The following is a 20,677-nucleotide window of genomic DNA, read 5'->3' on the forward strand; positions in this document are numbered from 1 at the left end:
AAATTAACCTCAGAAGAGGAACCCTGAAAAATTAAACCGACACACACTATAAGGGATGACGGACGTTCAATAATTGATGACGAGCCCTCTTTGAAGGGATGTCAGATGTTTGAGACAGTCAACCCACCTTCACATACTGAAGGTCATTAATTGATTAGGGTCTTCTGAGGATATTTTGTAAATAAAAGCGATTTCGCTTATTAGCATGGGACAAAATCTCATGCTTTTTTCTTATGTGTTTAATTTGAGATTATCTATTCACTAAAGTAGTATGAGAATGTATAATATATGATAGATAAGGTGAGTGATATTATGAAAGATTCTAATTTAAAGAAATGCCCAAATTGTAATTCATTTGTTGGCGTTGAAGATAGATTTTGTAGAGTTTGTGGTCATGATTTTTCAAAAGATGATGATTTTTCTTCTGAAGGAAAAACATTTGAGGATTTTTTGTTAGAGGCTTCTAAATTTAGAAACGAAACTCAAAATCACGATCTTGGTTCTATAAAAAAAGAAGAGGATAGTTCAACAGATAATGAAAATAATTATTCTAAGATAGATAATGGCTCTAATCAAGATACAACCGATAGATTAAATGTTGTGGATATTGAATCAGAATCATTGAAAAAAGAAAGAGAAAAAGCATTCCACGAAACAAATAGCGGTGATGATTACTACGATTATTATGATGAAGATGATGAAAAATCATCGATATTTAAGAAAATTATATTTTCAATTATTGGTGTGGCTTTATTAATTGGTATTGTATTTGGTATTAAATACATAAAACCTATGTTCCAAGAAAATCTTGCTGGAAAAACTATTACAGCTGAAACTGTAAAAGCTAAATTTATTCAAGCAATACAAGCTAAATCCTCAGAACAAATGATGAGTATTGTAAAATCATCAAATCAATCTGTGCCGTTTAGAAACAAAGATGCTGAAGAATTTATTAACGAAATAAATTCTAACCCTGAGCATCAAACAACTATTTTGAAATGGTTAGAAGATGATGAAGCAAATCTAAAATCAGATAAATCCTATAAAAGTACTAACCCATTAAAAATGGTAAAGGAAAATGACGGATATAAAATTTTGATTGATCCTATAAAGTTAACAATAGAAAATCCAGAAAACGCAAAGTTGAGTTTAGAAAATGCTTCACAATACGCATTTCCAGGAAAGAAAATTTTATTAATAGAATCTAATGATTTAACTTTGAGACAAAATTATGATTTATCTTTCTTCTCAAAAAATAATGCGATTAATTGGGATATTGTAGATATAAATAAAACATTGCCTGATTTTGATGTAGCAAGTGGAGAGAAAAATTATGAAATCAGAAAAACAATAGATGATGATTGCCTTGTATTTGTAAATGACAAAAACACTGGACTTACTACTGATAAGTTTAATGAAAAAGGCAGAAAGAATTTAACGGAAGACCAAGATTTTGTAAGAATGGTTGCCAAAGGGAAAAATTGTTTATTGAAATCGCCAAAACAAACTGTTGGCTGGGAAACCTGGGTTAGATTGTATCTAAAAGATTAAAACTTTATAAAATATTCACTAATAATGTTTGAGATATGAAATTAGAGGGTATACAATAATCATAAGAAAATTTATTTAAGGAGATGTTATTATGAGTTTAATGGATTATTTAGAACATAAAAGAAGAGAAAAGGAAAGACAAATCAAATGGGAAATTGCTAAACGTAAATATGAAGACGAAGCTAAAATTACTTTAGGTACAGTTATTGGTGCTTCATTAGGTTTAGCAGCAGGATTATTATTAGCACCTAAATCAGGTGAAGAAACTAGAAAAGACATCAAAAAATTTGCAGAAGAAACAAAGAAAACAGCAGTAAATAACTTAAACGATGCAGTAGATACTGTAAAATTAACTGCTGACAATGTAACAGACAGTGTTAAAGACAAATATCAAGATTTCCAAGATAGAGGAATGACTGAATTAAATAGAGTTTCTGATCAATTTGATGAAGTTAAAACTGATTTGGGAGTTCTTGGTGAAGATCTTAAAGATGTAGTAAAAAAAGACGGAAAAGTAATCAAAGAAGACGTTAAAGACACTAAAGACCAAGTAAAAGATTCTGCAGAAAAAGTTGGAGATTCAGCTAAAAAAGTAGCAGAAGAAGCAAAAGACGGTGCAGAAAAAACTGCTGAAGAAGGAAAAAAACAAGCAAAGAAAACTGCTGACACTGCAAAAGAAGAAGCAAAAGAAGTTAAAAAAGAAATCAAAAAGTAGGTAAGAAATGGTAGATGCTTTATATATATTTAAAATAATATTATATATTTGTTTATCTGGATTCTTAATTGCTTTAATCGTATTTTTGTTCAAACTTACTGACTTAATAAAGAGCATAAAAGCTGTTTTAGCAGATAACAAAAAGGATATCGATAGGTCTATTGGTGAAGTACCACAAATATTAGATAATGTAACTGGTATAACTAACAAAGCCGATAGATTAATAGGCGATGTTTCTCCAGATGTAAGAAATATTACAAATAATGTAAGTAACACTTTATCACACGTTGAATCAGTTTCAAGTAACGTATCAAATACTGTAGATTATGTTGCTGAATCTGTAACTGATACTGCAACTAATATTAAATACGGATTCTTAAATTCTACAGATTATGTTGGTTCTGCAAGAGATATTATTAATTTCGTAAAAAGTTTAGCTAAAAGATAATTAAATAAGATTTTATAAGCCAATCGGAAAATTTCTGATTGGCTTATCGTAAATCTTTAAAAACTTTTATAATTCATGAAAACAATTGTAGAAATTGTTAAAATCCTATTGAAAAACAGTTAATTTTTTGGTATGCTATTAAGGAAAGATGGGATAGAATGAAAAGAATAAAAATTATCTCAAATCCTTCATCAGGAAGTCAAACACACGCAAGAGATTTAACAAAGCTTATTAATTATTTAATTGAGGATAATTTTGTAGTTCAGCTTTTTAAAACAAAAGGCAAGAATGATGCATATAATGAGGCGTTAAACACATCTTCTGATGAATGGGATTTGATAGTTGTTTCAGGCGGAGATGGAACGGTTAATGAAGTTGTTCATGGAATTTGCGATAGCGAAAGCGATATTCCTATTACGATTTACTCCACAGGTACAGTAAACGATTTCGCAACTTACTTAAACTTGCCCTCAACACCTTACAAATTATATAGAATGATTAAAACTGGGAAAATAATTAAAAGTGATGTTGGAAAAGTCAGCAATGAAGACTCACACAGGTATTTTATCAATGTTTTTGCAGTTGGGAATATTGCTTCTGTTAGTTATGTTACCGATAAAGCTCAAAAAGCGATTTTTGGTAGACTGGCGTATATTGTTGAAGGGTTGAAAGAACTTCCTAACACATTAAATCAACCTATGGAATTGAAGATTAAAACAAATGATGACTATCTAGAAGTAAAATCTCCTATTATGATTATTTCGAATTCAAATACTGTAGGTGGTTTTGAAAATATTTGCCCACAAGCAAAAATTGACGATCAAAAACTAGATGTTTTAATTATTAAGCATTCCCGTCTTAAAGAAGTTGCTCAGATTATAATAGATGCTTTTAGTTCAAAGCATATTTACTCTGAAGATGTATTATATTTTCAAACTGATACTTTAACCATTGAATCCAATCAAACAGTTCCAGGAGATGTGGATGGAGAATATGGTGGGAATTTACCAGTGAAAGTTGAGATTAATAATAAACCAATAAATATTTTAGTAAGGAGCGATTAAATGTCATCACCAACAATTAAAGACGTAGCAAAACTTGCTGGAGTTTCGATTTCTACAGTATCTAGAGTTATGAATGATTCCAAGCCTGTTAGTCCAGAAGCGCGTAGAAAAGTTTTAGATGCAATTGAAAAACTTGATTTCAAACCAAACGAATTGGCAAGATCTTTAGTAATGAAAAGATCAAATTTAATAGGCGTAGTAGTGAAAGATATCGGCATTCCATATATGGCACAAATTGTAAGAGGTGCTGAAGAAATTGGAAGAATGTACAAATACGATATACTATTGTCTTCTACATACGGCGATTTGGAACAAGAAAAGAAGATTATAGACTTCATGTTTACAAAACAAGTAGAAGGAATAATTTTGATTTCAGAAGACATTGAACCAGAGGTTATATTCAAGTTGAAAGATCAAACTGTTCCTTATATTCAATTGGATAAATTCTGGAATATAAAAGACGTGCATACGGTACAAATCGACTACAAAGAAGCCATGATAAATATGATTAATCATATTTATGATTTAGGTCACAAGAAAATTTTATTCGTAAAAGAAAATCAAGATACTGAAATAGGTCAAGAAAAACTTAAGGGATACAGACAAGCTTGTGATGATTTGAAATTAGAAAAAATTGAAATTTCATCAGAAGGAGTTTCAGTTAAAGATGGTTACGAAGCAGGAGATAAGATTTTCGAAATGAAAGATTCGAAAGACATAACTTGCGTAAGTTTTAGTGAAGATGCACAAGCAATAGGATTTATAAATTATTGCTATGATAATAACAAGAAAGTTCCAGAAGATATTTCCGTATCTGGATTTGGCGATATACCAATGACAAGTATTTACAGACCTACTCTTACTACAGTTCAAGAACCTTATTATGACATAGGTGCTGTATCTATGAGAACTTTAGTAAAGGTTTTGAAAGAAAATAAAATTATCAACGAAAAGGCAATATTAGGTTCTCAAATAATGAAGAGAGAATCTGTAAAAGATATCAATTAAAATATTTTCCTGTTTAAAAAATCAATTAATAGGATATAAATAAAGTAGTCATAGGAGGATTATTATTATGGTAGAACAAAATGTTATAGTAAAAAACGAAACTGGTTTGCATGCTCGTCCAGCTGCATCTTTGGTACAGTTTGTTAAAAATTTTGATGGTAAAGTTGAACTTATTAAAGATGGTAAAACAGCTAACGCAAAATCTATTTTCAACGTTATGGCTTTAGGTATTTCTCAAGATACTGAAGTCACTGTTAGATTAGATGGTGAAAACGAAGAAGAAAACCTAAAAAAACTAGTTGAATTTATAGAAAATTTAGAAGACTAATTAAAGCAAGAATTCATAGCCGTCACTTTTGTGGCGGCTTTAGTTTATCAGGAGGTATTATGAGTTTAATTAAAAAAGGTATTATTGCAAGTGAAAATATTGCTATTGGCAAAATTAAACTTATGAAAAAACAAGAAGTTAAGATAAGTAGCCAAAAAATTTCTGATGACGAAATTAAACTTCATGTTGATAAATTTAATAAAGCTTTGAATGATTACAAAACAATATTATCAGAAACAAAAGTTGACAATGATACACAAAAACAAGTAATAGAAGCCCATTTGAGTATGTTGGACGATCCTTTTCTATCAGAAAGTGTGATTTCAAAAATTAATGAAAATATTGCAAGCGACAAAGCTTTAAATGATACAATTGATGAAATGGTTATAATGATGCAGTCGCTAGACAATGAGTACATGAGAGAAAGAGCGTCAGACTATAAAGATATCGGTCAACAATTACTGTACAAAATTAAAGGAATTGAAAATCAGAAACTAGACTCATTAGAACCTAATACTATTTTGGTTTCAAAAGAGCTGACTCCTTATGAAACATCAATAATTGATAAAGATAATGTTGTGGGATTTTTAATGGACTTGGGAGGAAAAACTGCACACACTTCAATTATTGCGCAAACCTTAGGTATTGCTTGTCTTGTTGGCATGAAAGATATAACAGAAAATGTTAAGGATTCTCAAACGGTTATTATAGATTCGTATAAGGGAATCTGTATAATTGATCCTGATGAAGAAACTCTTTTAGAATACAAAAATAAAAAGTCTGAATTGGATGGTGAAAAATCAAGGCTTGAAAAAAACAGGTATAACAAAGCAATTACTAAAGATGGAAGAGACATCGATGTAATGACAAATATCGGAAATATTGAAGATTTAGAAAAAGGCTTAGAATCTGGTGCTGAAGGCGTTGGTTTATTTAGAACAGAATTTTTGTATATGTATAATGACAATTTCCCGACAGAAGATGAACAATTTGAATCTTATAAAAAAGTAGTGGAAATTTTAGACGGGAAATCTGTAATTATCAGAACCTTAGATATTGGTGGAGACAAAGAACTTCCTTATTACAAGTTTCCTAAAGAAGACAATCCATTTCTTGGTTGGAGAGCTTTGAGATTTTGTTTTGATATGAAGGATGTTTTTGATGCTCAAATCAAAGCAATATTGAGAGCTTCTGCATTTGGAAAAATAAGGATTATGCTTCCTATGGTTATTTCAGTAGAAGAAATAGAAAAAGCACTTGAAATAATTGAAAATAATAAAGATGAATTGAGAGATAAAAATATTGATTTCGATGAAAATATAGAAGTTGGTATAATGATTGAAACGCCAGCAAGTGTTATTGTCGCCGAAGATTTAATAGAATACGTTGATTTCTTTAGTATTGGAACTAATGACTTGACGCAATATATCTTAGCAAGTGATAGAGGAAATGATAAAATTTCAAGTCTTTATAACACATACAATCCAGCAGTTCTTAGAGCTATCAAAAAGGTTATTGATGTTAGCCACAAACACGGAAAATGGACTGGAATGTGTGGAGGATTTGCTGGTGATACTAAAGCAACGAAACTTCTTTTGGGTATGGGATTGGATGAATTTTCTGCGCCAGCAGCTTCAATTCCAAAAATAAAGGATGTTATCGCTAACAATTCATTTGAAGAAGCAAAAATTTACGCAGATGAAATTTTACAAATGAAAAAAACTACAGATATTGAAAGAAAAATATCTGAATAAAGATTTTGTTTTAAAAATCTGATTATTAATGATAAAATTGTATTGGTGATTATATGGAAATCAAAGAGTTACAATTTTTTAAAGATAAAAATATTTACGATTGTGAGTTACAAGATGATAAGTACATTGTAAATACAGATTCTGGTAAATATATCGTTGAAATATATGAAGGGGATTTGGAGTCTTTTTTGAAATACAACCAACAAAATAATTATTTGTTGTATGAGTTAAATGACAAATTTGCAAAGATTGAAGATAGTGGATTTGAAAATGGTTATACTTTTGTGATTAAAAAATTCATTCAAAATCTTACAGATCAAATCTCTATTGAAAAGCAAATACAACTTGGAAGTGAAATAGGCAAAATTCTCAGAAAACTTCACGAAAATAGCCAAATTAACGATGATACTACTTGGTCGAAGATTTTTAATTATAAAATCAATAATCTTATATACAACTACTCAATGACAAACTTCAGAGGAGATAAGGATTATATTGTTTTTGACTACATTGAAAATAATAGATATTTAATTGAATCGAGAAAGTTGAGTAATATTTATCTGTTTGATAATTTAGAATCTATCTACGCAGACGAAAATAATTTGAATTTTGTATCAAAAAATGTAAGTTATATGGCGGACTCTTTCTTTGAATTTAGAAAAATAAATGAAGCTGATGAGAAAAATAGAATTTTCTATTATTCCTTATTAAAATCTTATTTTAACGGAAAAATTCCTAGATTATTTTATAGAATTCTTGCCATATACACTATTTTGGACATTCTGGAACCAAAATTAAATGGAGAAAATGATGTTGATTTGACAGGAGAGTTTGATAGAATATTAAGCATTTACAATGATTTTGATTGTATAATTCCTGTGTGGATTAAGGAAACTGAAGGAAGGATAAGGGAGCTTAGTGATGAAGGTAAATTGTAAGTTTTGGTTTGAAGATGACAATGGCAAGAAGTTTTTCGGTAAAGGAAATTATCTTCTGCTAAAAGAAATTGACAAGACAAAATCTCTTAACAAGGCTTCAAAAAATCTCAAAATGAGTTACAGCAAAGCTTTTAATATTATAAAAAATAGCGAAAAAATTTATGGAGAGAAGTTTGTGGATACCGAAATTGGAGGAGCCAATGGCGGAGGGTCGACATTAACAGAAGCTGGTGAAAGATTAATCAGAGAATATGAAAAAGGTATGTCAAATTTTACCAGAACTAGCAACAATTTAACAGAAAAAATTACAAAAAATTCCTAAAAAGCTTGTATTTTTTATAAAATCAGTGTAATATATATTTATCGAAGTGTCTTAATAATTAAAATCTCAATGTTTAGCATTGGGATTTTATATTTGGATACTATTTTTAATTTATAAAAGGAGTTAAAATGAAGAAAGTAGTTTTAGCATTAGGTGGAAACGCTCTCGGAAATTCACCTGAAGAACAAATCAAAGCTGTTAGAAAAACAGCTATATCTATAGTTGATTTAGTTGAAGATGGTAACGAAGTTATCGTTTGCCATGGAAATGGTCCACAAGTTGGTATGATTAATTTGGCTATGGAAACTGCTCATAATTCTAATCCACAAATTTCTAACATGCCATTTGCAGAATGTGTTGCTATGAGCCAAGGATACATAGGATATCATTTACAAAAGGCTATCAAAAACGAATTATCAAAAAGAAACATGAAAAACGCAGTGTCTACTATAATTACACAAGTTAAAGTGGATAAGAATGATGAAGCTTTTGCTAATCCAACAAAACCTGTGGGATTATTTTATTCAAAAGAAGAATCTGAAAAACTTGCTGCAGAAAGTGGATATACTTTTAAAAAAGATGCAAACAGAGGATACAGAAGAGTTGTTCCATCTCCAAAACCAATTGATATTATTGAAAAAGAAGAAATCAATACTTTGATTAAAGAAGATTTCATCGTTATTGCTGGAGGTGGAGGAGGAATTCCTGTCGTAGAAAATGATGGACAATTAGAAGGTATAGGAGCTGTTATAGATAAGGATTTCACTTCAGAGAAATTAGCGGAAATTTCTGATGCAGATTTGTTAATCATTTTAACTGCAGTAGAAAAAGTATGTATTAATTACGGGACAGAAAATGAAGAAGGCTTGGATGAGTTAAACTTATCAAGAGCACAAAAGTTAATAGAAGAAAAACAATTCGCAGAAGGATCTATGCTACCTAAGGTTAAGGCTTGCTTGAGTTTTATCCAATCAGGTGAAGGTAAAACTGCTTTGATAACTTCTTTGGAAAAAGCAAAAGAAGGAATCAATGGTTTAACAGGAACTAGATTTGTAAAATAATAATAGTACTTCCAAAACAAGAAATTGATTTGTTGTTTTTGGAAGTATTTTTTTAATGCTCTTTAAATTATTTTGAATTTAATATAGAATATAATTTAATGAAATTAAAAGGAGAGTGTATATGGAAAAGAATTCGAATTCATTATTTGATTATTATGGCAAACCTTCCATGCTTAAATCATTTCCGATAGCTATGCAACACTTGTTGGCAATGATTGTGGGTAATGCGCTGCCATCAATAGTCTTGGCGAGTGCTTTGAAATCAAGTGAACATGCAATTACAGATGCACAAGCAATTTATTTGATTCAAGCAGGAATGTTTATTGCTGCAATAGCGACATTATTACAATTGTATCCAGTTTTAAAATTTGGTGCAAAATTACCAGTCATCATGGGCGTAAGCTTTGCTTACATTCCAGTTTTATTATCAATTGGAAAACAATATGGAATAGGTGCTGTGTATGCATCACAGTTGGTTGGTGGTATTGTGGCGATATTCACGGGAGTATTTATTGGAAAAATTAGGAAGTTCTTTCCTCCTATTGTTTCGGGTACAGTTGTATTAACAATTGGGCTTAGTTTGTATTCGGTGGCTGTAAATTATATGTCAGGTGGAAATGGACCTATGCAAGGAGAAATCAGAAACTGGGTTGTAGCGATTATAACTTTATGTGTTGTTTTGTTTTGTAATATGTTTATGAAAGGTTACATAAAATTAGCGGCAATTTTGGTTGGAATTATTGTAGGATATATAATTTCATTATTTTTAGGAATGGTTAAATTTGACAATGTTGTTAGTGCTTCTTGGTTTATGCTTCCACAAATTTATCCATTCAAATTCCAATTCCATTTGGATGCTATATTGACTATGTCAATTATGTACATCGTAAACTCTGTTCAAGCAGTTGGAGATTTAACTAGTACAACTATTGGAGGAATGGATCGTGAACCTACCGATGTAGAATTATCTGGAGGCATAAAAGCAAATGGTCTTGTAAGTGTTATTGGTGCATTCATAGGAGCGCTTCCAACTGCCACATATTCACAAAACGTTGGAATTGTATCAATGACAAAAGTGATTGCAAGAAAAGTTTTGTTGATTACTGCTAGTATGGTATTTGTCTGTGGATTAATCCCAAAATTTGGAGCATTGATGCTTTCAGTTCCACAAGCTGTAATCGGTGGAGCAACTATATCAGTATTTGCACAAATAGCCATGAGTGGTATGAAACTTATAACTTCAAGCGAAATGAGCGTAAGAAATACAACTATAGTTGGATTAGGAGTTGCGCTTGGAATGGGTATAACACAAGTTGGACCAAGCGCTGTGAGATATTTCCCACAATGGTTCAGAATGGTGTTCACAGCATCACCTGTAGTTGTTGCAACATTGATAGTATTTTTCTTGAATATTATTATTCCAGAAAAAACATTAGAACAAGAAGAAAAAGAAAGAAAAGAAATAGACTAAAAAATCCCTCGTGAGAGGGATTTTAATATTTCATATATTTTTTATCGATATATCTTTTTAGTACGAATGAAAGATGAGAATACAACGTGAATCCTTTATAGTATAGTAGCGCTTTTTCATTTCCACAATATAAAATTTGCATAGGGTCAGTGTCTGGGACATAAGATTCTAATTCTTCATCGTTCAATGTATGTGCTATATTTTTCATTAAAATAGGCGATTGTCTTATAGCATACACACCAGCTTTTGGTAAGTTAGGATATTTGTCGATACTAACACAATCTCCGACTGCAAATATTTTGTCTGAAATTCTCATATACTCATCGGAAATCAAGAAGTTTTTATCGGTTGTATTTAAACTTCCAAAATCAACATTCACACCACTAGAGCCAATGCACATTATCAATTTATCAAAATCTATATCTATTTCATTAATAGAAGATACATTTTTGTTTTCGTAAACTTTTATACCCTTTTTACTTAATAACTTTCTAGCTTTCTTATTAGCTTTGTCGCTGAATCCTTCCATATTCACACTGCCTCTTGTTACTATGGATATATTCTTGTCGGGATAAATAGTCTTGAGCACGAAAGCTAATTCCAATCCACTTGCACCAGCCCCTAATATAAGGATATTTTTATCAGTGTCTTTGATTTTTTCTTTTAAATCAATAATTGTATTGATAGGTTTTGAATTTATTATATTTTCTCCAGTTCCAATAGTTTTTTGAGTCGCTCCTAAATTAATGCTCAAGTAATCGTAGTCTACTGTGTGATTTTTTGCTATGACTTTTTTATTTTTATCGTCGATTTTTATGATTTTATCAAAAATCAAATCTGCTCCGTATTTTTCGCAAACTTTTCTTACATCAAAGCATATCTCATCATGAGAGTATACTCCTTCCAAAAAACCAGTATACATACCAGAATAATACTGGTATTCGTTGTCTGTTATAACAGTTATTTTAATATCTGGATATTTTTCTTTTATATTTTTGATTACAAAAATATGCCCATGGCCACAACCACATAAAACTAAATGCTTCATTTTGTCTCCTTTAATATATTTATAATTATATATATCATACCAGAAAAGTAAAGCAATGTTAAATTCATTTTTCGTTTGACAATATTGTTAATAATTGCTAAGATTATATTGTATAGAAGGTATCTATATTTACACGATAACAACGTTTACGTTATCAAATGAAAATCGATAAATTTTTATTAAGTTTTTTAATTGTAAGCAAATGTTATCACAAAAATTTAAGGAGGACATTATGTCAAAAGTTTACAAAAAAATAATTGCTTTATTTCTTTGTTTAAGCATGGTTTTTGCAACTGCATGTGGTGGTGCAGGCAAAGATTCATCTGATAATGGAAAATCATCAGATACTAATGAAAAGAAAGAACAAGTAAAAGTAACTATGGTTACTGACCAAGGTGGAATTAACGATAAATCTTTCAACCAATCTGCTTATGAAGGATTTGAAAATGCGAAAAAAGAAGGATGGTTGGATTACAGATATATCGAATCACACAAAGAAAATGATTATGCACCAAATATGGAAACAGCATTGGATGATGAAAGTGATGTAATATTTACAATTGGATATGCATTATTTAAAGCAACAGATGCTGCAGCAAAAGAAAACACTGACCAAAAATACGCAATAATCGACAATGCAAACGTAGAAAAAAGACCAAACATGATTGGGGTTTTATTTGCAGATAACGAAAACTCATTCTTAGTTGGATACATTGCTGGTATGACTACTAAAACAAATAAAGTTGGTTTTGTTGGTGGTATGAAGAGCGATGTAATCGACAGATTTGAATATGGATTCAAAGCTGGAGTAAAGGAAGCTGAAAGACAAAAGAAACAACCAATTGAATTCCAATCACAATATGCTGATAGTTATGCTGCACCAGATAAAGGTAAATCAATTGCTAACTTAATGTACCAAAAAGGTGTAGATGTTATATTCCACGCTGCAGGTGGTACAGGTTATGGTGTTATTCAATCAGCTATTGATAATAACAAATATGTAATCGGTGTTGATAGAGATCAATCTGAAGATGCTCCTAAAAACATGTTAGTTTCTACAGTTAAAGGTGTAAATGTTGCTGTACAAAAAATCTCAAAAGATATTAAAGACGGCAAGTTTGAAGGTGGAAGCACAGTAACTTATTCATTAAAAGATGGAGATGCTGTAGATATTGCTTATGCTAAAAATGATTTAGTAGCACAAGATGTTAAAGACAAAGTAGAAAGCTTAAAGAATGACATCAAAGAAGGAAAAATCAAAGTTCCACAAAACGAAAAAGAATTTACAGAATTCGGATTTGATAAATAAGGTTGAGAACAGGGATTGAAAAATCCCTGTTTTTATAACTGTTTTTAAAAATGAAAGGGAAAAACATGAACGATGAAAAAAACATTGTTGTAGATTTAAAAGACATATCAAAATCTTTTGGCAGCAATAAAGTACTTGATAATGTAAATTTCACACTCCATGAAGGAGAGGTTCATGCTTTGTTAGGTGAAAACGGAGCTGGGAAGACAACTCTAATGAATATACTTTATGGGTTGTATGAACCTACATCTGGAAGTGTTACAGTAAAAGGAAAAACTTTTGATCAAATGACTCCTAAATTAGCAATACAAACTGGTATAGGAATGGTGCATCAACACTTTATGCTTATAGAACCATTTACTGTTTATCAAAATATTGTTTTAGGAAAAGAAATAACAAGTAAAGGTGGAATTTTGGATAATAAAAAATCCATCGATGCTGTAAAAGAATTGTCCGAAAAATACGGTTTGATGATTGATCCAGAAGCGAAAGTTGCTGATATTTCAGTAGGAATGCAACAAAGAGTTGAAATCTTAAAATGTTTGTATCGTGGAGCGGATATTTTGATATTTGATGAACCAACAGCGGTTTTAACTCCACAAGAAATAGATGATTTTATAAAAATTGTAAAAAATCTTACAGAATTAGGAAAATCAATAATAATAATTACACATAAATTATCTGAAATTAAAGCAATGGCAGATTACTGTACAGTAATTAGACGTGGAAAATTTATCGATAAGTTAAACGTCAAAGAAATCGATGAAAATATTTTAGCAGAAAAAATGGTTGGTCGTGATGTAAGATTTAATGTTGAAAAAGAAGACCAAGAGCCAGGCGAAGTTGTATTAGATATTAAGGATTTGGTTGTAAAAGATTCCAGAAATATTGATGCTGTAAAGAATTTGAATCTTCAAGTAAGAAGAGGAGAAATTGTTGGCGTTGCAGGTGTAGATGGCAATGGCCAATCGGAATTGATTGAGGCAATCACTGGTCTTAGAAAAATAGAATCTGGACAAGTTACATTAAAAGGAAAAGAAATCACTAATCATTCTCCAAGAGATATTATAGATTCAGGAATGAATACTATACCAGAAGATAGACAAAAACACGGACTTATATTGGATTATTCTATAGCCGACAATTTAATTTTGGAAAATGTTAAAAAGAAACCTTTTAGCAAAGGATTAAAGCTAGATTTTGATGCTATAAACGACAATGCAAAACAATTAATCGAAAAATTCGATATCAGACCTAATGATTATCATCAAAAAACAAAGAATTTATCAGGTGGTAATCAACAAAAGGTAATTATTGCAAGAGAAATTTCCAATGATCCTGATTTGTTAATAGCAGCTCAACCAACTAGAGGATTGGATGTTGGGGCAATAGAATTTATTCACAAATATTTAGTGGATCAAAGAAACAAAAACAAAGCAGTATTGTTAGTTTCATTTGAATTAGATGAAATAATGGATTTATCAGATAATATAGCAGTAATATTTGATGGCAAAATCGTTGGAGAAAAACCAGCAAAAGAAACTAATGAAATGGAACTTGGTAGATTAATGGCTGGAGGTGTTGTAGATGAAAAATAACAATGAAAAAATTTCAATATTCACAAAGTACAACAAGCTATTCTTCATGCTTTTATCTATTTTGATAGGTCTGTTAGTTGGAGCTTTGGCTTTAATATTAGCAGGTTATAATCCTTTAGAAGCATACAAGCTAATGCTTGAAGGAATATTTAAAAGACCGAAAAATGTTGGCTGGACAATTGTAAATGCCATTCCAATTATATTCACAGGACTTGGTGTTGCGTTTGCATTTAAAACAGGATTATTCAACATCGGGGCAGAAGGTCAATACATTGTTGGAACAATGGTTGCATTTTTATTAGGATATAATCTTCACTTACCAGCATTTATTCATGTACCTGTAGTAATAATTGTTGGAATGTTAGCTGGGGCAGCTTTTGGAGCATTAGCTGGATTTTTGAAAGCTAAATTTGGAATACATGAAGTTATATCAACAATAATGCTTAACTGGATAGCTTTTTACTTTAACAATATGGTTGCGAATTATCCAAAATTCAAAGCACCGAACTCTATGGGAACTCACGAAGTTCAAGAAAGTGCGAAAATTACATTGATGCAAAATGTAAAAGGGCTACCAAAAGCAATCGACAACTTCTTCAAAGCTCCAATTCACTTGGGATTGATATTAGCAATTGTAGCAGCAATTTTATTATGGTATATTTTGAAGAAAACTAATTTAGGATATGAATTAAAGGCTGTAGGTCTTAACCAAGATGCGGCAAAATACGGTGGAATTGATGTCAATAAAAAATTGACATTATCTATGGCAATAAGTGGTGCAGTGTGTTCACTTGGCGGAATCACTCAAGTTTTAGGATACAGATACACAATTTCTGCATTATCTAGTATGGAGAACTTTGGATTTGATGGACTTGCAGTAAGTTTACTTGCAAATAATAACCCAATAGGTTGTATTTTCTCTGGATTATTTTTTGGTGGATTGAAATACAGCGGTGCAAACGTACAAAGAGTTTTGCATGCGCCAACCGAAATGATTAATATAATAATGGGAACCATTATTTTGTTCACAGCAATTCCATTGATGTTCAGAATAATAAAATCTAGATTTAAAAATAAAGGAGGCAAATAATGAACTTAGTACTTTTAGGATTAGTAATAGGTAATACATTAATCAATGCGACTCCTATTTTATACGCTGGATTAGGTGGTATGATTTCTGAAAAGTCTGGAGTTACAAACATCGGACTTGAAGGTATGATGACAATAGGTGCATTAATTGCAGCCACTGTGGGATATTATACTCACAACCCTTGGTTAGCGTTTTTGTGCGGTGGGCTAAGCGGTATGGTATTTGCATTAATTCACGCAGTTGTATCCATCACATTTGCAGGAGATCAAACTATTTCCGCAATAGCTATAAATTATTTAGGACCTGGTGTTGCTTTATTTGTTTCTAGAATATTCTTCGATGGAGCAACTCAAACGAAACCAATTGAACCACAATTCAAAATTCCAGTATTATTTGACGGAATTCAAAATAAATTCTTAGCTAACGTAATTTCATTACCTGCTACAGTTTATTTGGTATTTGTTTTAGTATGTTTGATTTATATATTTATGTACAAAACAAAATGGGGAATGAGATTGATTGCAGTTGGTGAACATCCAAAAGCAGCAGAAACTTTGAATATAAATGTATTTTTCGTTAGATACATGGCTGTTTTATTCTCAGGATTTATGGCTGGTTTAGGTGGAGCTACAATGTCTATTTCCCTTGTATCTTCATTCTTCCCTGCATTAGTTGCTGGACAAGGTTTTATAGCTTTGGTTACAGTAATATTCGGAAAATGGACTCCACAAGGTGTTATGTTAGCAGCGTTATTCTTCGGATTCGCTCAATCAATATCTGTTGTGTTGGGAGGAACAAATCTACCAATACCATCAGAATTAATATCAATGATTCCATATGTTGCAACATTAGTTGTATTGATACTATTTGGTGGAAAAACAAAAGCACCTACAGCAGATGGAATTCCTTATTTGAAAGATGATATAGCACTTTAATTGAACAAAAATAAAGGTAGTGTGAATTTCACACTACCTTTTTAAAATTCAATCTAAATTAAATTACGCTCTACATAAAAGCTCAAGATTTTTCCGTCGTAAGAAATTATTCCAGAGTCAACCATTGAGCCAAGTAGATTTATATCATTATAATCTGATTCCCATCCCAATAAATTTGCATAATAATCTTCAATTTGAGGAGATCTTCTTACATTGATAAGTCTTTTCATATCTTCAAGATGTTGTGGTGTTTTTGCTGGCATTCCTTCGGCAATAATTATCAATTTATCATCTTTAAATTCTGAATCAATTCTGATACTTTTTGTGTCGTACATGAAAAAATAACTTAATATTTCTGATACAATTAATTTAGCTTTTTTTTCTTCGTTACTAATCATCGTTTTTTAACCTCACTCTCATTAAGAAATTATCCATTTCACTAAATACTGGAACTAAAATACCAGCGACAAATCCTCCTGAAAATCCATTGTTGTACAAATTAACTCCGCCATGAACTACTCCTATGTTTAGAACCATAGCCATGTGCAAAAATCCTGCTAAAATACCTCTGAAAAAGCCAAACTCACCAGCGATTGGAGCAAGAGTCGTTCCAAATAAAGCAGCTAAAAGGCTTGATGTAGATAGAGGATTAACTGTATTTAAAATAGATGCTAGGAATACACCAATTAAAATAGGGATAGTGTTTTTAGGGTGTTTACCAAATGCAGAAAAACCTGTTACAGTGAAAATTCCTCCTATTATTGGTCCACTTATCTTGCCACCTACGATTATGATGTAGCTTGTCGCAATTAGTCCCATAATGCCCATATTAATCATCGTTTGATATAAACCATCAAGCGATATAAAATCCGTCGCTAATCTACCCGAATTGTACATTATATTTTCATATCCATGGAAGGATAAATTATTCTTTACAAATCCTAACAAAAATATGGAAATAAAAAGCAAATACAAAAATATTATTATTCTTATATCATTAACTGGATATACCAAGTTAACAGATTTTATAGTCACATTAAACATTCTTAAAATTCCTACATAAAGCATTCCAACAATTCCTGCTGTAAATCCCATGTTGTATAAGTTATAACCTTGATGAAATCTCAAAAAAGTTCCGGATAAAGGAACCATAATAATTCCTATACTTATTCCAACTAAATAACTTAATATAATTGAATGTACGATAGATAAATTTGAGTCAAATGCTATTTCACTAATTAAAGGCCCTAATGCGCTACCAAATAACGCTGGAAGTATTACAGATGCTCTTGATGTATTTTCTATTTTTGCATAAATTAACACTCCAATAGTTATAGGAATTGTGTTGAAAATATTTTTGCCAAAAAAAGCAAATCCAGTCATAGTGAAAATAGCTGCAACTCCTGGACCAGAAATAACAACATTAAAACTATGTGATAAAATAGTTGATAATAGACAAATCAAGCCAGCATTAAAAAATGCCGCTCCAATATTTGCTAAATACATATAATCAGTAATTAAAGTACAAGGACTTTTAATTATAGTTATCAAACCGTTAAAAATTTCTGTCGGAGAATTAAATAAAAACGCCACTACCATCAGTAATCCAGCTAATGTGTAAAGAAGTTTATAAATCCCCATTGAGTGAAAAACTTTTTCTTTATCTTTCATAAGACCTCCATTTATAATTTAGTATATTTTATTATAAAGAAGTATAAATTTCAACAAAAAAGGAGCGATATTAAAATATCACCCCATAAAAATTAGTTAGGTTTATTTAACAGTCTGTTTTTTAATTCTTGTTCCATTGCCATTAATTCTTGTTTTGCTTTAAGTCTATTTTCGTGACCTTCGATTTGAATGTTTCGAACTTCATCTAATGCACTGATAAGTTGTTCGTTAGTGTGTCTAATTGTTTCGACATCAACTATTCCTCTTTCGGTTGCTTTTGCAGTTTCTATAGTACTCATCTTCAATGTGTCAGCGTTTTTACGCAATAAATCATTAGTCAAGTCTGTAACCTTCTTTTGCGCTTCTGCTGCTTGCGAGTTATGATAAACACCTAATGATAAAACCATTTGGTTTTTCCAAATAGGAATAGTATTCACTATTGTAGATTGGATTTTTTCTACCATAACAGCATTAGAAGATTGCACCATTCTTATTTGTGGAGCCATTTGCAAACTCACCATTCTTGTAAGTTCAAGATCGTGTAATTTTTTTTCGAATCTAGTAGCCAAATCTCTTAAATCATTTGCTTTTTGCGCAGTGATAGAATTAGGAGAATTTTCGGCCTCTTTGAGCATATTTGGAAGTTCCTCATTTCTTACTTGATCCAATTTCTTTTGTCCAGCAAGAATGTACATGCTTAATTCCTTAAAATATTGTTCATTTAGCTTATACATTTGGTCTAACAATGAAATATCTTTCATCAAAGTAATTTGATGATTTTCTAAAATTTTTGAAATCTCATCTACATTTTTTTCAGCCTTTTCGTAGTTTGCTCTCAAAGCAGTAATTTTATTGGCACCTTTTTTGAAAAAACCAAACACACCTTTATCTTCAGTTTCATCAAATGATTTTAATTCTGTAACAACGGAAGATAAAAGATTACCAACTTCTCCAAGATCTTTTGTCTTTACTGAATTTAATGTTTTTTCAGAGAAACTAGCGATTTTCTTTTGGGCTCCAACTCCGTATTGTAAAACTATGTTGGAATTAGATAAATCAATTTGTTTAACAAATTCATCAACAGTTTTTTGTTCCTCAGGAGTAAGGTTAACTTTTTGTTCAAATTCTGGGTAAAACACTTCATCTTCTTTAACTTCATTTAGTGTAGGTTCTTCTACATCCAAAGTCAATTTAATAGGTTTATCTTCCATTATTCAGCACCTCTCTTAAACATAGTATTTTTCTCAATCAATCCATCTTGTGACAACAAAGTATTCATAACTTCGATTTCCGAGTTAATATTCAAAATATCATCGCTGTACAAATCTGTTAAAAGCTTTGAAAAAGCTTTATTGATATTTTGAATAGCATTTTTAATATCATTTTTTGATTTTTCTACGCTTAATATATCATTCTTTTCATTTTCAAATTGAATGTAATTTTTCACCAAATTTATAGCAGTTGGAGTGTAATAATCAACGAATTTATTAAGTCCATTGACATCAGAATTTTCGTTTTGAATTTGATTATTTATCGACACTAACAAATCTTTTAATTTAATGACATCTTGTTTGAAATCAAAATCCTTAACAGATGTGATTAAATTTTCAGTTATCGTAATATAATTAGTAATATCTCTGTTAGATTCAATCTCTTTTTGGTTTTCTTCTGATTTGTTTTCATCTAAATAATGAGCTTTGTAAGCATCGTAGCTTGTTCTATCTAACAAAAACAAATGACCGTTTTCCACAACACGAGCTTGAGGAAAGTATCTTTTGTTTATGAAATAAATTAGTTCCTTACTACATTTTTCAACAGGAAGATTAACAGCCGATGCAAAATCTTCTACGTTTAAAATTTTATTGTCTCCAATTTCTGTTTTGTATCTTAAAAATCGTTGTAATTTTGATGCGTGAATATGTGACAAAAATCCCACAACACCAAAAGCTAAGCTTACCATAATACCAGAAAACAGATCGGGTAAACTATGGGTCAACGATGAGACAGAGCCAAATAAAGTCATAGCGCCTATGGCATAACTAATATTTCTTAGTGCAAAATAACTTTTTGGATTAATCTTTTTTTGAGTTACTAATTTAGAGTCTTTGTTTGCCAGATATTGTTGTTTCGGTTTAGGTTTTAGATTAAATGTATTCATAACTACATTTAAACCGTTTTTTGATAAATCCAACGCCATATCGATAGATTTTTCTATTATTTCACCAACTTTTGAAAAATCATTGTCGCTTATAGCGTTATCTATATATTCTTCTAATTTGTTTTTCTTCATTTCACACCTTCCTATTACTATTGTATCATATATAGTAGTTGAAATTAAATGAATTTTATTTACAAAATTCAAATCG

The 20,677-nt window shown here is 30.7% G+C and carries 20 protein-coding genes; 15 read left to right on the forward strand and 5 right to left on the reverse strand.

Features of this window, described 5'->3' with window-relative positions:
• Window positions 1-312: 312 nt before the first annotated feature.
• The 11 genes from GKG01_RS06055 (at window position 313) to GKG01_RS06105 (ending at window position 10,660) form a co-directional block, all read left to right on the forward strand.
• Window positions 313-1,551 (forward strand): zinc ribbon domain-containing protein, encoded by a 1,239-nt coding sequence (locus GKG01_RS06055; protein WP_154271818.1) that lies wholly within the window; start codon window positions 313-315, stop codon window positions 1,549-1,551.
• Between the two features lie 91 nt (window positions 1,552-1,642).
• Window positions 1,643-2,266, forward strand: a complete 624-nt coding sequence (locus GKG01_RS06060) for a YtxH domain-containing protein (RefSeq protein ID WP_154254579.1) — start codon at window positions 1,643-1,645, stop codon at window positions 2,264-2,266.
• Window positions 2,267-2,273: 7 nt separating this feature from the next.
• Window positions 2,274-2,714, forward strand: coding sequence for a hypothetical protein (locus GKG01_RS06065; protein ID WP_094205903.1), 441 nt, complete (start codon window positions 2,274-2,276; stop codon window positions 2,712-2,714).
• A 158-nt stretch (window positions 2,715-2,872) separates the two neighbouring features.
• A complete protein-coding gene (locus GKG01_RS06070; RefSeq protein WP_094207297.1) occupies window positions 2,873-3,778 on the forward strand; it encodes a diacylglycerol kinase family protein in 906 nt (301 codons plus the stop codon).
• Window positions 3,779-4,786 (forward strand): LacI family DNA-binding transcriptional regulator, encoded by a 1,008-nt coding sequence (locus tag GKG01_RS06075; RefSeq protein ID WP_094207296.1) that lies wholly within the window; start codon window positions 3,779-3,781, stop codon window positions 4,784-4,786.
• 67 nt (window positions 4,787-4,853) lie between these two features.
• Window positions 4,854-5,114 carry an HPr family phosphocarrier protein gene (locus tag GKG01_RS06080; protein WP_002836732.1) on the forward strand — a complete coding sequence of 87 codons (261 nt, stop codon included), beginning with the start codon at window positions 4,854-4,856 and terminating at the stop codon, window positions 5,112-5,114.
• Window positions 5,115-5,173: 59 nt separating this feature from the next.
• On the forward strand, window positions 5,174-6,868 hold the full coding sequence (ptsP, locus tag GKG01_RS06085; RefSeq protein ID WP_094207295.1) for a phosphoenolpyruvate--protein phosphotransferase: 1,695 nt from the start codon (window positions 5,174-5,176) through the stop codon (window positions 6,866-6,868).
• A gap of 53 nt (window positions 6,869-6,921) precedes the next feature.
• Entirely contained in the window at window positions 6,922-7,806 is an 885-nt protein-coding gene (locus tag GKG01_RS06090; protein WP_094207294.1) for a hypothetical protein, read from the forward strand.
• Entirely contained in the window at window positions 7,790-8,128 is a 339-nt protein-coding gene (locus GKG01_RS06095) for a LysR family transcriptional regulator (protein ID WP_154271819.1), read from the forward strand. The genes GKG01_RS06090 and GKG01_RS06095 overlap by 17 nt, the downstream gene beginning before the upstream one ends.
• A 128-nt stretch (window positions 8,129-8,256) precedes the next feature.
• Entirely contained in the window at window positions 8,257-9,189 is a 933-nt protein-coding gene (gene arcC / locus GKG01_RS06100; RefSeq protein WP_094207292.1) for a carbamate kinase, read from the forward strand.
• Between the two features lie 121 nt (window positions 9,190-9,310).
• The gene (locus GKG01_RS06105) at window positions 9,311-10,660 is read left to right on the forward strand and encodes a nucleobase:cation symporter-2 family protein (RefSeq protein ID WP_154271820.1); all 1,350 of its coding nucleotides are present in this window, start codon (window positions 9,311-9,313) and stop codon (window positions 10,658-10,660) included.
• A 22-nt stretch (window positions 10,661-10,682) separates the two neighbouring features.
• On the opposite strand, the gene GKG01_RS06110 is transcribed toward GKG01_RS06105, so the two are convergent.
• Complete coding sequence (locus GKG01_RS06110; protein WP_154271821.1) at window positions 10,683-11,708, reverse strand: FAD-dependent oxidoreductase; 1,026 nt, start codon at window positions 11,706-11,708, stop codon at window positions 10,683-10,685.
• Window positions 11,709-11,940: 232 nt separating this feature from the next.
• Here GKG01_RS06110 and GKG01_RS06115 point away from each other — a divergent pair, with 232 nt between their 5' ends.
• From GKG01_RS06115 to GKG01_RS06130, 4 genes are all read left to right on the forward strand, one after another.
• Window positions 11,941-13,017: a BMP family ABC transporter substrate-binding protein gene (locus GKG01_RS06115; protein WP_154254589.1), complete on the forward strand. Its 1,077-nt coding sequence runs from the start codon at window positions 11,941-11,943 to the stop codon at window positions 13,015-13,017.
• Window positions 13,018-13,082: 65 nt separating this feature from the next.
• A complete protein-coding gene (locus GKG01_RS06120) occupies window positions 13,083-14,615 on the forward strand; it encodes an ABC transporter ATP-binding protein (RefSeq protein ID WP_094207288.1) in 1,533 nt (510 codons plus the stop codon).
• On the forward strand, window positions 14,605-15,705 hold the full coding sequence (locus GKG01_RS06125; RefSeq protein ID WP_094207287.1) for an ABC transporter permease: 1,101 nt from the start codon (window positions 14,605-14,607) through the stop codon (window positions 15,703-15,705). Before GKG01_RS06120 ends, GKG01_RS06125 begins: the two co-directional genes overlap by 11 nt.
• The gene (locus GKG01_RS06130) at window positions 15,705-16,640 is read left to right on the forward strand and encodes an ABC transporter permease (protein ID WP_094207286.1); all 936 of its coding nucleotides are present in this window, start codon (window positions 15,705-15,707) and stop codon (window positions 16,638-16,640) included. Before GKG01_RS06125 ends, GKG01_RS06130 begins: the two co-directional genes overlap by 1 nt.
• A gap of 53 nt (window positions 16,641-16,693) precedes the next feature.
• Here GKG01_RS06130 and GKG01_RS06135 read toward each other — a convergent pair whose 3' ends face one another.
• From GKG01_RS06135 to GKG01_RS06150, 4 genes are all read right to left on the reverse strand, one after another.
• The gene (locus tag GKG01_RS06135; protein ID WP_154271822.1) at window positions 16,694-17,038 is read right to left on the reverse strand and encodes a hypothetical protein; all 345 of its coding nucleotides are present in this window, start codon (window positions 17,036-17,038) and stop codon (window positions 16,694-16,696) included.
• Window positions 17,031-18,311 (reverse strand): DUF1576 domain-containing protein, encoded by a 1,281-nt coding sequence (locus GKG01_RS06140; protein WP_154271823.1) that lies wholly within the window; start codon window positions 18,309-18,311, stop codon window positions 17,031-17,033. Before GKG01_RS06140 ends, GKG01_RS06135 begins: the two co-directional genes overlap by 8 nt.
• 92 nt (window positions 18,312-18,403) lie before the next feature.
• Window positions 18,404-19,522, reverse strand: a complete 1,119-nt coding sequence (locus GKG01_RS06145; RefSeq protein WP_094223567.1) for a toxic anion resistance protein — start codon at window positions 19,520-19,522, stop codon at window positions 18,404-18,406.
• Window positions 19,522-20,601: a 5-bromo-4-chloroindolyl phosphate hydrolysis family protein gene (locus GKG01_RS06150; RefSeq protein WP_154271824.1), complete on the reverse strand. Its 1,080-nt coding sequence runs from the start codon at window positions 20,599-20,601 to the stop codon at window positions 19,522-19,524. Before GKG01_RS06150 ends, GKG01_RS06145 begins: the two co-directional genes overlap by 1 nt.
• Window positions 20,602-20,677 lie beyond the last annotated feature (76 nt).

It is taken from the genome of Finegoldia sp. BIOML-A4, assembly GCF_009679635.1.
GTDB classification, from domain to species: Bacteria; Bacillota; Clostridia; order Tissierellales; family Peptoniphilaceae; genus Finegoldia; species Finegoldia magna.

What these genes read in the sequence shown, in the direction of transcription:
- GKG01_RS06065 (WP_094205903.1), top strand. Translation starts at nt 2,274, where the DNA reads ATGGTAGATGCTTTATATATATTTAAAATAATATTATATATTTGTTTA.
- GKG01_RS06140 (WP_154271823.1), bottom strand. Translation starts at nt 18,311, where the DNA reads ATGAAAGATAAAGAAAAAGTTTTTCACTCAATGGGGATTTATAAACTT.
- GKG01_RS06125 (WP_094207287.1), top strand. Translation starts at nt 14,605, where the DNA reads ATGAAAAATAACAATGAAAAAATTTCAATATTCACAAAGTACAACAAG.
- GKG01_RS06115 (WP_154254589.1), top strand. Translation starts at nt 11,941, where the DNA reads ATGTCAAAAGTTTACAAAAAAATAATTGCTTTATTTCTTTGTTTAAGC.
- GKG01_RS06135 (WP_154271822.1), bottom strand. Translation starts at nt 17,038, where the DNA reads ATGATTAGTAACGAAGAAAAAAAAGCTAAATTAATTGTATCAGAAATA.
- arcC (WP_094207292.1), top strand. Translation starts at nt 8,257, where the DNA reads ATGAAGAAAGTAGTTTTAGCATTAGGTGGAAACGCTCTCGGAAATTCA.
- ptsP (WP_094207295.1), top strand. Translation starts at nt 5,174, where the DNA reads ATGAGTTTAATTAAAAAAGGTATTATTGCAAGTGAAAATATTGCTATT.
- GKG01_RS06105 (WP_154271820.1), top strand. Translation starts at nt 9,311, where the DNA reads ATGGAAAAGAATTCGAATTCATTATTTGATTATTATGGCAAACCTTCC.
- GKG01_RS06090 (WP_094207294.1), top strand. Translation starts at nt 6,922, where the DNA reads ATGGAAATCAAAGAGTTACAATTTTTTAAAGATAAAAATATTTACGAT.
- GKG01_RS06120 (WP_094207288.1), top strand. Translation starts at nt 13,083, where the DNA reads ATGAACGATGAAAAAAACATTGTTGTAGATTTAAAAGACATATCAAAA.
- GKG01_RS06130 (WP_094207286.1), top strand. Translation starts at nt 15,705, where the DNA reads ATGAACTTAGTACTTTTAGGATTAGTAATAGGTAATACATTAATCAAT.
- GKG01_RS06070 (WP_094207297.1), top strand. Translation starts at nt 2,873, where the DNA reads ATGAAAAGAATAAAAATTATCTCAAATCCTTCATCAGGAAGTCAAACA.
- GKG01_RS06150 (WP_154271824.1), bottom strand. Translation starts at nt 20,601, where the DNA reads ATGAAGAAAAACAAATTAGAAGAATATATAGATAACGCTATAAGCGAC.
- GKG01_RS06075 (WP_094207296.1), top strand. Translation starts at nt 3,779, where the DNA reads ATGTCATCACCAACAATTAAAGACGTAGCAAAACTTGCTGGAGTTTCG.
- GKG01_RS06060 (WP_154254579.1), top strand. Translation starts at nt 1,643, where the DNA reads ATGAGTTTAATGGATTATTTAGAACATAAAAGAAGAGAAAAGGAAAGA.
- GKG01_RS06055 (WP_154271818.1), top strand. Translation starts at nt 313, where the DNA reads ATGAAAGATTCTAATTTAAAGAAATGCCCAAATTGTAATTCATTTGTT.
- GKG01_RS06145 (WP_094223567.1), bottom strand. Translation starts at nt 19,522, where the DNA reads ATGGAAGATAAACCTATTAAATTGACTTTGGATGTAGAAGAACCTACA.
- GKG01_RS06080 (WP_002836732.1), top strand. Translation starts at nt 4,854, where the DNA reads ATGGTAGAACAAAATGTTATAGTAAAAAACGAAACTGGTTTGCATGCT.
- GKG01_RS06110 (WP_154271821.1), bottom strand. Translation starts at nt 11,708, where the DNA reads ATGAAGCATTTAGTTTTATGTGGTTGTGGCCATGGGCATATTTTTGTA.
- GKG01_RS06095 (WP_154271819.1), top strand. Translation starts at nt 7,790, where the DNA reads ATGAAGGTAAATTGTAAGTTTTGGTTTGAAGATGACAATGGCAAGAAG.